Genomic DNA, 13,162 nt, shown 5'->3' with positions numbered 1-13,162 from the left:
CACAGTTACGCCATTATAGCCTGTGAGCGCTTCGCAAAATTAGACAATCCGCTCCGGCTGCGGTGCTTTCTGAACGCGCGGCCGGTGGCGAAACCACGGCAAACAGAGCTGGATCAGCGGGCCGATGGTTAACGCATACAGCACGGTTCCAACGCCAAACGCTCCCCCGAGGAGGTAGCCGATGATTAACATGCTCACCTCGATCGCGGTACGCACGCTGCGAATCGACCAGCCCAGCCGGGCATGTATACCGGTCATCAGGCCGTCACGCGGGCCAGCACCAAAACCCGCCCCGATATACATCCCGGTGGCAAGGGCGTTAACCACAATGCCTGAAACCAGCAGGATAATGCGCACGGGCAGCGAAGTGAGTTCCGGGATCAGCGCCATTGACGCATCAGCCGCCAGGCCGATACAAATCACGTTACTGACCGTACCCAGCCCCGGAAGCTGGCGCAGCGGGATCCACAGCAGCAGCACCGCTGCTCCGGTTAAAATAATCACCGTGCCGATGCTCATCCCGGTCTGGATGGCGACGCCAAGGTGAAAGACATTCCAGGGGTCTACCCCCAGATCCGAACGAATAAACATCGCGGTTGAAAGCCCGTACAGGCCTAAACCGACATAAAGTTGTACCAGACGACGTACCATTTTCTCTTCTCCGAAGAACCCGGTTCCATCTTCGGTGAAAATGGCACTATGATTAATGTCCAGTTTTCAAATAGTGGACTGCTCATGTCATCACGTCGTTTTGGTAGCCAGTCTCTGGTTCGCCTGTTAGGGCACTGGCAGCAAGCCTCTTCCCGCACCCCGCTGTGGCGCCAGCTGGCTGACGCGCTACGCCTGTTGATTCTGGATGGCAGGTTGGCGCTAAACACTCGCCTGCCCGGAGAGCGGGAGCTGGCCGCCGCACTGGATGTCAGCCGCACCACCATCAGCAGCGCGCTGGCACATCTGCGGGAAGAGGGGTATCTGGAGAGCCGTCAGGGCAGCGGTTCGCGCGCGATCCTGCCCGACAGCCGCGCGGTGCCCACCCTTTCCACTGCCAGCGGGGCGCTTGATCTCTCTACCGCCGCGCTCAACGCGGGGCCCGAGATCCACCAGGCCTACGCCCACGCACTGAAGGCCCTCACGCCGAACCTGGCGCTAACCGGGTACGATCAGCTCGGGCTCCCGGCGCTGCGTGAAGCCATTGCCGCCCGCTACACCGCACGGGGTTTGCCGACCCGGGCAGACGAAGTGATGGTGGTGAACGGCGCCGTCAGCGGCTTCGCCCTGATCTTAAGAATGATGACCGGTCCCGGGGATCGCGTGGTGGTGGATCATCCTACCTACCCGCTGGCGATCGCCGCCATTCAGGGAGCGCTCTGCCGGCCCGTGGGCGTCTCGCTGCCTGAAACGGGCTGGGATACCGACGGTTTTGCCGCAACGCTTGCCCAGACCGCCCCGCGTCTGGCCTATCTGATGCCGGATTTTCATAATCCGACGGGGCGCTGTATGGATGCCGCAACGCGCCAGACCATAACCCATATTGCCGCGCAAACCCGCACCACGCTGGTCGTGGATGAAACCATGGTCGATCTCTGGTTCGATGCTCCCCCGCCGCCGCCGCTGGCCGCCTTTAACCCGGAGGCCGCCGTCATAACGCTGGGTTCCGCTGGAAAAAGCTTCTGGGGTGGGCTGCGTCTCGGCTGGATCCGCGCCTCGTCCCGCACTATCGCCACGCTCGCGCAGACGCGCGACACGCTGGATTTGGGCTCACCGGTGCTGGAACAGCTGGCCACGCTGTGGCTTATCGAAAACAGTGAAACTTTTCTGCCCGCTCGCCGGAAAATGCTGGCAGAACGGCGCGACCGCTGTGGCCAGATGCTGCGGGAACATTTTCCTGAATGGCGGTTCCAGGAAGCGGAGGGAGGGCTTTCATACTGGATAGAGTTACCCGGCATGCTGGCGACGCAGCTGGCGGCACGCGCCGAGACGACGGGCATCATTATGGGCACCGGCACGCGCTTTGGGCTTTCAGGCGCGTTCGACCGCTACCTGCGCATGCCTTTCTCCCTCAATCCACCAGAACTTGAAGAGGCATTATTGCGGATTAAACCGTTGTGGCTTGCCTTAAACAGAAGTACACCGCCAGTAAAACGGAGCCTGGTATAAATTTTTCACCAGAAACAATAAAAACTGCTGACTGTAACGCATGCAGTCAGCAGTTTTCATGAAGAACAACTTAATGTTGAGGAGGAATCGGGAAGCCTTTCAGTGAAATAATGAAATTATCCCCTTCTTTCTTTATTTTTGCACCGGTGTCACACCAGTCAGATGCAATTCGAAAGAACTCGTCACTTCCTACATTCCAGCCAAGACGAACATGTTTCACGTAGCCGGAACGTAACAGATTACAGGCCTCGTTGTAGTCGCTGGCCGTCGATAGTTGTTGTTTCATTTTCTCTTCTTCAGAAGTTTACGTAGTGCTTTGATTTCTTTAGGAGTAAATGGAGTTACGCTCTCTTCTTCCGTATGCTGATTATCAATATCCTCTTCCGATACTCCCGCCTCTTCTACCGCTTCAAATGCCAGCAGCAGCAGTTTCTCTGTGGTCACGCTTAAATTCTCATTATTATCTTCCGCATAGTGGCGAAGTCTTTCTTTTAGCGCTTCATCAATTTTAACGTTTAAAACCGCAGTAACCATGATTGTCACATCCTTTCGGAACACGTGTTTAATTTAATACACGAAGATATGTATGTTATCCAGATATATATTTTTTTGCTTATGACAACAAAAAGACGCCCGATAATAAAATGACAGTCTATTATTACAGGTTTATGACAATATTATTTCAGTTAAATGAAAAACATATTACGACACAGCATAAAGGCGTACTATTTTCAGGGTTTAATAAGCGGGAGGATTGGTGAGGAGCACAAATGGGTGGGGGCCCTGCCAGCTACATCCCGGCACCCACGTCGTCTGCCCTGGCTGCTTCCTTCCGGACCTGACCTGGTGAACAGAGTAGCGTTGCGGGAGAACCAACAGAGCCCCCATTGAGAGCGTTGATAACCAACGCGCTGGCGCATTATCCCTGTGGAGCACTACAATTGCAAGCCGCTGGCAACCGGATGCTGGATTATTGCGCAAACTGCCCAGGCAATCTGCTTTATCTTCGTTTACCCTACCCCTTCGCTGATTTTCCGCAGGAGAAACAATGGACGAACATGACACTTTCCCACAGCGAGTGTGGCAAATAGTAGCCTCAATTCCGGAAGGTTATGTCACTACCTATGGTGAAGTTGCCCGACTCGCAGGTTCTCCACGCGCGGCGCGTCAGGTTGGCGGTGTGCTAAGAAGACTACCGGAGGGGAGCTCGTTACCGTGGCATCGGGTCGTCAACCGCCATGGCGCGATCTCTCTCACCGGGCCAGACTTGCAGCGCCAGCGTCAGGCATTACTCTCAGAAGGGGTTCAGGTGTCCGGGTCAGGACAGATTGATATGCAGAAGTATCGGTGGGAGTACTGACGCCCTCTTCAGGAGGCCTGAAGAGGGCGAAAGAAAATTACAGCTGAGTCGGTGCTGTTGGCAGAGCCGGCTGGTTGGACTGTGGCGCAACGGGCACTGCCGTTTGCTGGACAGGAACCAGGGTCAGGTCGATTTTGGTACCGCCTTTATTAACCGCTTCCTGCACGGTATCGGTGATAAAGACCAGCTTATCGTTGATCGTTACCGCCGCGCTCAGGAGGATACGCGCGTTAGGCTGCACGTCAGACGGGTTATACGGCAGCACGAAGCTGAACGGCGCCTGTTTACCTTCTGTACGAACCGCGCGCTGGGCCAGCACTTTCGACGGTGCATCCGCCAGAGAGGCATCGGACAGCGTAACCGTGAGTACCGCGTCCGGCGGCAGAGCAACTTTCTGCTTGATCCAGATAGTACCGGATACGTTAGGCTGTCGAATGGCTTGCTGTGAAAGGGTGTTAATCCCGTTTGGTGTTGCCGTTGGCACCGGGACATCGGCACTCTTATCCGCACAGGCGGACAGCGCTACCGCCATTGCAACACCGCTTAACATAGGCACGAGTTTCATTGAAGTCTCCTTATCATCAATGCACCGGCGGGATCGATCCCATCCGATGTCGTTTTATTCACATAACGTAAACAAGTGTGGCACAAATCACGGATTAATGCCTAATTTTGGCCTGGTATTAAGATAATTCCACCCATCGGACCACTCTCGTTTCTGCGTTATACTCTGCGTATCTTTCGCCACGGCGTTTATTGAGGACCACTATGAGTCAGGCACTGAACAATCTGCTGACATTGCTGAACCTGGAAAAAATAGAAGAAGGGCTGTTTCGCGGACAGAGCGAAGATTTAGGCTTACGCCAGGTTTTTGGCGGCCAGGTCGTGGGGCAAGCGCTGTATGCCGCAAAGGAGACCGTCCCGGCAGACCGTCTGGTGCATTCGTTCCACAGCTACTTTTTACGCCCTGGCGACAGCGCTAAACCGATTGTGTACGACGTGGAAGTTCTGCGTGACGGCCAAAGCTTCAGCGCCCGCCGCGTGGCGGCCATCCAACATGGAAAACCCATCTTTTACATGACCGCCTCGTTCCAGGCGCCAGAGCCGGGGTATGAGCATCAAAAAACGATGCCCCCTGCCCCGTCGCCGGACGATCTGAAATCGGAAACCGACATCGCGCGCGCGCTCGCGCATCTGCTGCCGCCGCAGGTAAAAGAGAAGTTTCTGTGCGATAAGCCACTGGAGATCCGCCCGGTGGAATTTCATAACCCCATGAAGGGTCACGCTTCCGAGCCCACCCGTCAGGTGTGGATCCGCGCCAACGGCAGCGTTCCGGCAGATTTGCGCGTGCACCAGTATCTGCTCGGGTATGCGTCGGATTTCAACTTCCTGCCGGTTGCGCTACAGCCGCACGGCGTGGGATTCCTGGAAAAAGGGATGCAGGTTGCCACAATTGACCACTCTATGTGGTTCCACCGTCCGTTCGATATGAACCAATGGCTGCTTTACAGCGTGGAGAGTACCTCTGCGTCCAGCGCGCGCGGCTTTGTACGCGGGGAGTTTTATACCCAGGATGGCGTGCTGGTGGCCTCGACGGTCCAGGAAGGGGTCATGCGTAACAGAGGATGATGTAAAAAGCCCGGTAACGCTACGCTTACCGGGCCTGAGGATCCTGTTTTTGCAGGCCGGGTAGACGAAGCCGCCACCCGGCAAAGCACGCAGATCATGCGTTATAAGCATTCTCGCCGTGGCTGTTGACGTCCAGACCTTCGCGCTCCTGCTCTTCCGGCACGCGCAGCCCGACGGTCATATCGGCCAGCTTGTAGCCGATAAAGGCCACCACGCCCGACCAGACAACGGTAATGGCAATGCTTTCCAGCTGGACCAGCACCTGGTGCATCATGGTCACGCCTTCCGCGTAGCCCACGCCGCCGAGAGACTGCGCCGCGAAGATACCCGTCATCACGCAGCCGATGATGCCGCACACGCCGTGCACGCCGAACACGTCGCACGGATCGTCAACGCGCAGAATACGTTTCAGCGCGGTAACGCCCCACAGCCCCGCCAGACCGGCGACGATGCCGATCAGCAGCGCGCCGCCCACTCCAACGTAACCGCACGCAGGCGTGATGCCCACCAGGCCGGCAATCGCCCCTGAACAGGCACCCAGCAGCGAAGGCTTGCCGCGAACGGCCCACTCGCCAAATACCCAAGAGAGGATAGCGCCGGCGGTTGCCACTACGGTATTCACGAAGGCCAGCGCGGCGATTTCGTTAGCGGCACTGGCTGAACCGGCGTTGAAGCCGAACCAGCCAAAGTAGAGGATGGCTGTGCCGGTAAAGACCATCGGCAGGTTGTGCGGTTTGAACGCTTCTTTCCCGAAGCCCACGCGTTTGCCAATCAGGTATGCGCCGACCAGGCCTGCTACCGCGGCGTTGATGTGCACAACGGTACCGCCCGCAAAGTCCAGCGCGCCATGGGAAGCCAGCAGACCGCCGCCCCAGACCATATGCGCAATCGGGATATAAGAGAGCGTCAGCCAGACCACCACAAAAATCAGTACCGCAGAGAAGCGGATACGCTCGGCCAGCGCGCCCACAATCAGCCCCACGGTGATGCAGGCGAACGAGCCCTGGAACGCGACGTGAATATACTGATAGAAGCTGCCCATTACCGCGGTCAGCTCGATATTTTTCAGCATCGCCCAGTTAACGTTGCCGAAGAAGGCGTTACCCTCGCCGAAGGCCAGCGAGTAACCGTAAACCACCCACAGCACGCACACCAGCGCGAACGTCACGGCAACCTGCGTCAGCATGGAGAGCACGTTCTTGCCGCGGATCAGGCCGCCGTAAAACAGCGCGATGCCCGGGATCGTCATGAACAGCACCAGCGCGGTGCAAATCATCATAAACGCGTTATCGGCTTTGTCTGCCACGGCAGGTGCAGCCATTGCCAGGCCCGGCAGCAGTGCCAGCGACCCCAGAGCTGTTTTCATTGTTGTTCTCTTCATTTTCTCGATCCCTATCACTGTGTGCCAGGAGTTACTTACAACGCCGCTTCGTCAGATTCGCCGGTACGGATGCGAATGACGCGCTGTAGTTCAGCAACGAAAATTTTGCCGTCGCCAATTTTGCCGGTGTAGGCCGCTTTGCTGACCACATCAATCACCTCATCAAGCTGATCGTCGGCAATCGCCACGTCAATCTTAACTTTTGGCAGGAAGTTAACGCTGTATTCCGCCCCGCGATAAAGCTCGGCATGACCTTTCTGACGCCCAAAGCCTTTCACTTCGGTGACGGTCAGCCCCTGAATACCCATGGAAGACAGCGCTTCGCGCACGTCTTCGAGTTTGAATGGTTTAATTACCACCGTAACCAGCTTCATAAATCCCCTCCAGTCAGAATTCGGTAATGGCCGCAGCTAACACGAAAGGGACATTGCAAAGGGTGTGCCAGAAGTGAAATGTGAGAAGGAAAGCGGCGCGGCGCGCATGCTCAGAGAACGGGTGAAAAAAAACGCACCATGACGGTGCAGGGTGCGTTTCCGTTTTGCACCAACAGGTATGTCTGTTAGCACATTGCCTTGGAATGGTGCATCAGGCGCTGAGTGACTCATCCTCGCGTACGCTGGCGGCCAGCTCGTCGCCTGCCAGCTGCAACTGATACATCTGCCAGTAGCGCCCTTTTGCCTCAAGCAGCTCCCTGTGCGTTCCCCGTTCAACGGCCTGACCACGGTGCAGCACCAGAATGGTATCGGCATCGACGATGGTTGAAAGGCGGTGGGCGATCACCACAAGCGTGGTGCGATCCCGCACGGCAGCCAGCGCCTGCTGGATCGCCTGCTCGGTACCGGAGTCGATGCTGGCGGTCGCTTCATCCAGAATCAGCACCTGCGGCGTCTCAATCAGCACGCGCGCCAGCGCCAGCAGTTGCTTTTGCCCGACGGAGAGGTTGTTGCCCTGCTCACCCAGCCGGGTATAGATCCCCTCGCTTAACCCGCGCGCCAGATCCGCCAGCTGTACCGTCTCCAGCACCTCCCAGACCTGCTCAGGCGTGAACGGTCGCCCCAGCGTCACGTTGGCATAAAAGGTATCGGCCAGCACCACCGGATCCTGCTGCACCATCGCAACGCCCTTGCGCAACGCGTTGTGGCTAAGCGCGGCAAGAGGCCGTCCGTCCAGACGGATCTCCCCCTGCGTCAACGGATAGTAGCCCATCAGCAAACTGGCGAGCGTGCTTTTGCCGCTGCCGGTATGCCCAACCAGGGCGACAAAACCGCGCGACGGCACATCCAGGTTGATATCCTGCAAGACAAGCTGGTCGTCGCGGTAGGCAAACGAAACATGATCGAACGCGATAGATCCACTTTCCAGCGGGCGGTCGTCATCGCCATAGGTCTGACGCGGCCTGTCCATCAGCTCGAACACACGCTCGCCCGCGACCACCGCCTGTTGCAGCATCGACTGCTGCGTGGTGAGTTCAATCAGCGGCTCGTTGAGGCGTCCGAGGTAGCTGATAAACGCGTACAGCACCCCCACCTCAATGGTTCCGCGCGTCGTCAGGCCAAACAGCATCAACAGCCCGCACAGCACCAGCGCCGAGAAGAGGCTCAGCAGCGGACGTAAAAGGAAACCGTCCAGGCGTAACGTCTGCATCCGCGCCATATAGTGCGAGCGGCTGGCTTCCCCCATTCGCTCGCCAAAACGCGCCTGCTGGCGAAACTGCTGAATAACGCTCATGCCGTTGATCACTTCGTTGAAGCCATCATTGATATCCGCAAGGTAAGCGCGCACGCGGCGCACGATCGGCGTGCTGTAGCGCTGGTAAATCACCATCACGATCAGCACCGCCGGGAAAATGGTGATTGCCACCAGCGCCATCCGCCAGTCCAGGCTGAACATCGCCACCAGCATCGCGCCAATTAACGCGGCACTGCGCAGAACCGTTGCGACAACGGTGACGTACAGGTCGCGGATCACTTCGGTGTCGTTAGTGACGCGCGAAATGACCTGTCCGACCGGCTGGGTATCAAACTCGCTCAGCGGCTGGCGCAGCGCGGCATCCATCACATCCGTGCGTAGCTGCTGAACCACGCCCACGGCGGCCCGGTTAAACAGCAGCGACTGCGCATAGTGTAGCCCCGCCGCCGTCAGCTGTAGCCCGACATACGCCACGCCCAGCCCCGCCACCAGCCCCAGCGGCAGATAGCGCTTCGCCACCATGTTATCGATGAAATAGCTGATTAGCAGCGGGCCGGTCACCTCTGCAATCGCGGCGATCCACAGCAACAGCACGGCGATGGAAAGCGGTTTGCGCCACGGTGAGCCATAGGCGAGCAGCCGTTTTAACGTCGGCCACATCTGTCCAAACTTACGCATCGGCCACCTCCTCATCCAGCGCGGCTTCAAGCTGTTGATAGCGGTACATATCCCGATACCAGCCGGTCTGCCCGGCGAGCTGCTCATGCTGACCACGCTGGGCAATATGTCCGTGCTGAAGCACCATAATTTCACTGGCTTCGGTAAGCGCCGACAGACGGTGCGCGCTGATGATGACCGTGCGCCCCTCCCCCCACTGGCGAAGGTTATGCAGAATTTGATGCTCGGTACGCCCGTCAACCGCCGACAGCGCATCATCCAGAATCAGGATCTCAGCGTTCAGCAGCAGCGCGCGGGCGATGGAGATACGCTGCTTTTGTCCACCGGAGAGCATCACGCCCCGCTCCCCCACTTCCGTGTCGTAGCCCTGCGGCAGGCGCAAAATATCCTCGTGGACGCTGGCCAGGCGCGCTACGTGCTCGATCTCGTCCTGCGTCGCCGTCGGGCACCCGAGCGCGATATTGTTGGCAATGGTGTCTGAAAACAAAAACGGCGTCTGGCTGACGACCGCCAGTCGGCTGCGCCAGTCATCCAGCAGCAGACGCGGCAGGGGGACGTCGTGGAAACGGATATCGCCTTCGCTCACGTCAAAATGGCGCTGAATGAGTGACAGGAGGGTACTTTTTCCGGACCCCGTCGGGCCGCAGATGCCCAGCATCTGACCAGGCCGCAGCGTGAAGCTGACGTTTTCAAGCACCGGGTGTTCCGTTTGCGGGTAGATAAAGGCGCGAACGTCAGCCTTCAGGATACCCGGACCTTCCGGTACCGGCTCGCTGCCATCGTTCACCACCGGCACTTCCGCCAGCATGGCGCGGATACGGCTGTAGGCGGCGCTCCCGCGCTCAACGATATTAAACATCCAGGCCAGCGCCAGCATCGGCCAGATCATCAGCCCGAGGTACATCGCAAAGCTGGTTAGCTGACCGAGGGTCATCGTGCCTTGCACCACCATCCAGCTGCCGCCGCCAACCGCCAGCAGGTTCGCCATGCCAATCGCAATATAAATTGTCGGATCGAAACGGGCGTCAATCCGCGCCACGCGCATGTTTTTCGCGCCGGTGTCGGCGGCGTCTGCGGCAAACAGCGCGGACTGCCTGTCTTCCAGACCAAACGCTTTGATCATGCGGATGCTGGTCATGCTTTCCTGGGTGCGATCGTTCAGCGACGAGAACGCCGCCTGCGCCAGCTTGAAGCGTTCATGGAGCTGCTCGCCGTAGCGGTTAATCGCCAGCGCCATCAGCGGCATCGGCAGCAGCGCCAGCAAAGTGAGCTCCCAGCTAATTTGCGTAGACATCACAATCAGTACCGCACAGCCCATCACCAGGGAATCCACCAGCGTTAATACCCCTTCGCCGGCGGCAAACACCACGCGATCCACGTCGTTAGTGGCGCGGGCGATGAGATCCCCGGTACGGTGACGCAGATAAAACTCAGGGTGCTGGCGGCTCAGCTGGCGGTAAAAATCTTCGCGCAGCTCCACGGCAAGCTGGTAGGACGCGCCGAACAGCAGCACGCGCCAGACATAGCGCAGCAGGTAAACCACCACGGCCGTCAGCACCAGCGTGCCGACCCACATCATCACCCGTGCGGCGGTGTAATGTTGTTCGGTAACGCCATCCACGACGTATCCCACCACTTTGGGCGGGAGCAGTTGCAGGATGGCAATGATGATAAGCAGGGCCACCGCGCCGAGGTAGCGTTGCCACTCCCGACGAAAGTACCAGCTTAATTGGGCAAATAATCGCACGCGGTATTTTCCTGAAGGTATTTTATGATGTTATTCAATGGGTAATGCTGTGGTGTATTTAATCTGTTCCATGGCAAAACTGGAGGTGACATCGGACAAGCCCGGTACGCTGTTGACCAGACGCTTGTAAAAATCATCGTAGCGCTTCATGTCCGCCACCTGAACGCGCATCAGATAGTCGTATTCCCCCGCCATGCGCCAGAAGCCGAGCACCTCGGGCATATCGGAAACCTGCGTGACGAAGCGGCTGTACCATTCACTGCTGTGATGCTGCGTTTTTATCAGGACGAAGGCGGTCAGTCCAAGCCCCAGTTTTTCGGGATCCAGCAGCGCCACGCGTCCCAGCAGAATGCCATCATCTTCCAGCTTCTTGAGGCGCTTCCAGCACGGCGTGGTGGTCAGATTAACGGCATCGGCCAGCGCCTGCAAAGAGAGGGTGCAGTCGCTTTGCAGCAAAGAAAGCAGCTTACGGTCAATTTTATCTAGCATACCCACCTCGCAGAGAAAATTATTCTCCATACATTCTATTTTAAAGGCCAGATAGCAACAATTTTTTCTGTGCTTTTCGCTATGCTGGGCACAAAATGACAAACGGATAACTACGATGAATAGCACCTGGGTTAAACATGCCATCAGCGAAATAAATGCCGACTATCAGCGCTCGGCAGACACCCACTTAATCCGCCTGCCTCTGCCAGGATTTCCCGGTATTCAGCTCTATCTGAAGGATGAAAGTACCCATCCTACAGGCAGCCTGAAGCATCGCCTGGCGCGTTCACTCTTTTTATACGGTTTATGTAACGGCTGGATTAAAGAAGGCACCACGATTATTGAATCCTCATCCGGCTCTACTGCCGTCTCCGAGGCCTACTTTGCCCGCCTGCTGGGCCTGCCGTTTATCGCCGTGATGCCTTCCTGCACGGCGAAACGCAAAGTCGAACAAATCGAATTTTACGGCGGACGCTGCCACTTTGTGGAAAGCGCCTGCGAAATCTACGCGGCCTCCGAAATGCTGGCCCGCGAGCTGAATGGCCATTATATGGACCAGTTCACCTTCGCCGAGCGCGCCACAGACTGGCGCGGCAATAACAATATTGCAGACAGTATTTTCCGCCAAATGACCCACGAACCGCATCCGGTTCCGTCGTACATTGTGATGAGCGCCGGTACGGGCGGAACCTCCGCCACTATCGGACGCTACATTCGCTGTCAGGGCTACGATACCCAGTTGATGGTGGTCGATCCGCAGAACTCGGTGTTCCTTGATTACTGGCAATCCCGCGATGCCGGCCTGCGTAGCCCCGTGGGTAGCAAAATCGAAGGGATTGGCCGCCCGCGCGTGGAACCGTCGTTCATTCCGGACGTTGTGGATGAGATGCTTCGCGTGCCGGACGCTGCCAGCGTCGCGACGGCGCACTGGCTGGAGACACAGCTTGGCCGTAAGGTCGGGGCCTCAACCGGCACCAATATGTGGGGCGCGCTACAGCTGGCGGTGAGGATGCGTGAAGAAGGCCGTACCGGCTCTGTCGTCACGCTGCTGTGCGACAGCGGAGAGCGCTACCTGGAGACCTATTACAACGCGCAATGGGTACAGGCCAATATTGGCGATGTTGAACCGTGGAAAGCGCAGATTTCTCAGCTGGTGAAATAAAAAAAAGCCAGACTTAAGCCTGGCTTGCTGGAAGGATCTCGCTATTCGGGGGAATATGGGAGGTTATTTTTGTCCAGCCAATGTGTCAAAAAATGGGACACCGCTTCGTTACGACAGTGTCCGATAACCGGTAAATGAGGGAGCGCGGCGATAAGTTGCGGCATCGCGTTCCCCATGATCAGCCCACGGCCAACGCTGCCCAGCATCTCGTGGTCGTTCATGGCATCGCCAAAGGCCATGCAGTCCTGCATCGTCAGCCCCAGATGGTCGCTCAGCACCGCCAGCGCAGAACCTTTGTTACAGCCCACCGGCAACACTTCAAGACAGTCCACCGCTGAGAAGGTCAAATGTGCCCGGTCGCCCAGCGCCTCGTTAAGCTGAATGCGCAGGCGGCAGAGGTCGTCGTGATCGCCACAGAAGCAGATCTTGGTCACCTTGTGTGCCGGAATACGGCGCAAATCGATAAGCTGATACTTAAAGCCGCTGTAGACGTGCGCGTGCAGTAAGTCCGGGATCTCACGCCCGGTAAACCAGCCTTCATCGTTAAAAACGTGCACGCTGGCCTGGGTATCCCAGGCGCTGTGCAGGACAATATCGGCCACTTCCGGGTTCAGATCCTGACGGTGCAGCACCTCGCCGTCGACGGAGTGAATGCGCGTCCCGTTGCCGGTGATCAGGAACGCATCGAGGGAAAATGTTCCCAGCAGATGGCGCATTTCAAGGACATGACGACCGGTGGCAAACGTCAGGGTGACTTCACGCTCGTGCAGGCGCTTAAGGGCGTTGAGGGTTTTCTCCCCTAAACGGTGATCCGGCATTAACAGCGTGCCGTCCATATCAAATGCAGCGAGCCGAGCCATGATTACTCCC

At 57.6% G+C, this 13,162-nt stretch carries 14 protein-coding genes and 1 other RNA gene; 4 read left to right on the top strand and 11 right to left on the bottom strand.

From position 1 onward, the window contains the following. Positions 1-39 precede the first annotated feature (39 nt). Positions 40-651: a membrane protein YczE gene (yczE, locus tag E0L16_RS00720; protein WP_131636087.1), complete on the bottom strand. Its 612-nt coding sequence runs from the start codon at positions 649-651 to the stop codon at positions 40-42. 84 nt (positions 652-735) lie between these two features. Between yczE and yczR the strand changes: the two genes are divergently transcribed. Beyond that, the gene (gene yczR, locus E0L16_RS00715) at positions 736-2,157 is read left to right on the top strand and encodes a MocR-like transcription factor YczR (RefSeq protein ID WP_131636086.1); all 1,422 of its coding nucleotides are present in this window, start codon (positions 736-738) and stop codon (positions 2,155-2,157) included. Positions 2,158-2,227: 70 nt separating this feature from the next. On the opposite strand, the gene E0L16_RS00710 is transcribed toward yczR, so the two are convergent. The 3 genes from E0L16_RS00710 to ffs form a co-directional block, all read right to left on the bottom strand. Next, positions 2,228-2,443: a hypothetical protein gene (locus tag E0L16_RS00710; RefSeq protein ID WP_015571263.1), complete on the bottom strand. Its 216-nt coding sequence runs from the start codon at positions 2,441-2,443 to the stop codon at positions 2,228-2,230. Then, positions 2,440-2,691 carry a hypothetical protein gene (locus E0L16_RS00705; RefSeq protein WP_063451676.1) on the bottom strand — a complete coding sequence of 84 codons (252 nt, stop codon included), beginning with the start codon at positions 2,689-2,691 and terminating at the stop codon, positions 2,440-2,442. The genes E0L16_RS00710 and E0L16_RS00705 overlap by 4 nt, the downstream gene beginning before the upstream one ends. 247 nt (positions 2,692-2,938) lie before the next feature. Beyond that, positions 2,939-3,035: signal recognition particle sRNA small type (gene ffs, locus E0L16_RS00700), an RNA gene on the bottom strand. Positions 3,036-3,205: 170 nt separating this feature from the next. Here ffs and E0L16_RS00695 point away from each other — a divergent pair. Continuing rightward, positions 3,206-3,517, top strand: a complete 312-nt coding sequence (locus E0L16_RS00695) for an MGMT family protein (RefSeq protein WP_131636085.1) — start codon at positions 3,206-3,208, stop codon at positions 3,515-3,517. A 37-nt stretch (positions 3,518-3,554) separates the two neighbouring features. Here the strand turns inward: E0L16_RS00695 and E0L16_RS00690 are convergent, their stop codons facing one another. Next, positions 3,555-4,082, bottom strand: coding sequence for a YbaY family lipoprotein (locus E0L16_RS00690; protein WP_131636084.1), 528 nt, complete (start codon positions 4,080-4,082; stop codon positions 3,555-3,557). Between the two features lie 203 nt (positions 4,083-4,285). Here E0L16_RS00690 and tesB point away from each other — a divergent pair, with 203 nt between their 5' ends. Beyond that, a complete protein-coding gene (gene tesB / locus E0L16_RS00685; RefSeq protein ID WP_063451680.1) occupies positions 4,286-5,146 on the top strand; it encodes an acyl-CoA thioesterase II in 861 nt (286 codons plus the stop codon). Positions 5,147-5,240: 94 nt separating this feature from the next. Here tesB and amtB read toward each other — a convergent pair whose 3' ends face one another. The 5 genes from amtB to E0L16_RS00660 form a co-directional block, all read right to left on the bottom strand. Beyond that, entirely contained in the window at positions 5,241-6,527 is a 1,287-nt protein-coding gene (gene amtB, locus E0L16_RS00680) for an ammonium transporter AmtB (protein ID WP_063869042.1), read from the bottom strand. A 35-nt stretch (positions 6,528-6,562) separates the two neighbouring features. After that, entirely contained in the window at positions 6,563-6,901 is a 339-nt protein-coding gene (gene glnK / locus E0L16_RS00675; RefSeq protein ID WP_006809867.1) for a P-II family nitrogen regulator, read from the bottom strand. Positions 6,902-7,112: 211 nt separating this feature from the next. Next, complete coding sequence (locus E0L16_RS00670) at positions 7,113-8,894, bottom strand: SmdB family multidrug efflux ABC transporter permease/ATP-binding protein (protein ID WP_131636083.1); 1,782 nt, start codon at positions 8,892-8,894, stop codon at positions 7,113-7,115. Further along, a complete protein-coding gene (locus E0L16_RS00665) occupies positions 8,887-10,641 on the bottom strand; it encodes a SmdA family multidrug ABC transporter permease/ATP-binding protein (RefSeq protein WP_131636082.1) in 1,755 nt (584 codons plus the stop codon). Before E0L16_RS00665 ends, E0L16_RS00670 begins: the two co-directional genes overlap by 8 nt. A 30-nt stretch (positions 10,642-10,671) precedes the next feature. Continuing rightward, positions 10,672-11,130, bottom strand: coding sequence for an Lrp/AsnC family transcriptional regulator (locus tag E0L16_RS00660; RefSeq protein WP_022647254.1), 459 nt, complete (start codon positions 11,128-11,130; stop codon positions 10,672-10,674). 115 nt (positions 11,131-11,245) lie between these two features. Between E0L16_RS00660 and E0L16_RS00655 the strand changes: the two genes are divergently transcribed. Beyond that, positions 11,246-12,292 carry a PLP-dependent cysteine synthase family protein gene (locus tag E0L16_RS00655; RefSeq protein WP_131636081.1) on the top strand — a complete coding sequence of 349 codons (1,047 nt, stop codon included), beginning with the start codon at positions 11,246-11,248 and terminating at the stop codon, positions 12,290-12,292. A 41-nt stretch (positions 12,293-12,333) separates the two neighbouring features. On the opposite strand, the gene cof is transcribed toward E0L16_RS00655, so the two are convergent. Continuing rightward, the gene (gene cof / locus E0L16_RS00650; RefSeq protein WP_063451685.1) at positions 12,334-13,152 is read right to left on the bottom strand and encodes an HMP-PP phosphatase; all 819 of its coding nucleotides are present in this window, start codon (positions 13,150-13,152) and stop codon (positions 12,334-12,336) included. Positions 13,153-13,162 lie beyond the last annotated feature (10 nt).

Source organism: Enterobacter quasihormaechei, from assembly GCF_004331385.1.
GTDB classification, from domain to species: domain Bacteria; phylum Pseudomonadota; class Gammaproteobacteria; order Enterobacterales; family Enterobacteriaceae; genus Enterobacter; species Enterobacter quasihormaechei.
The sequence above is the reverse complement of the archived record's forward strand: the minus strand, read 5'-3'. Positions and strand labels throughout refer to the sequence as shown.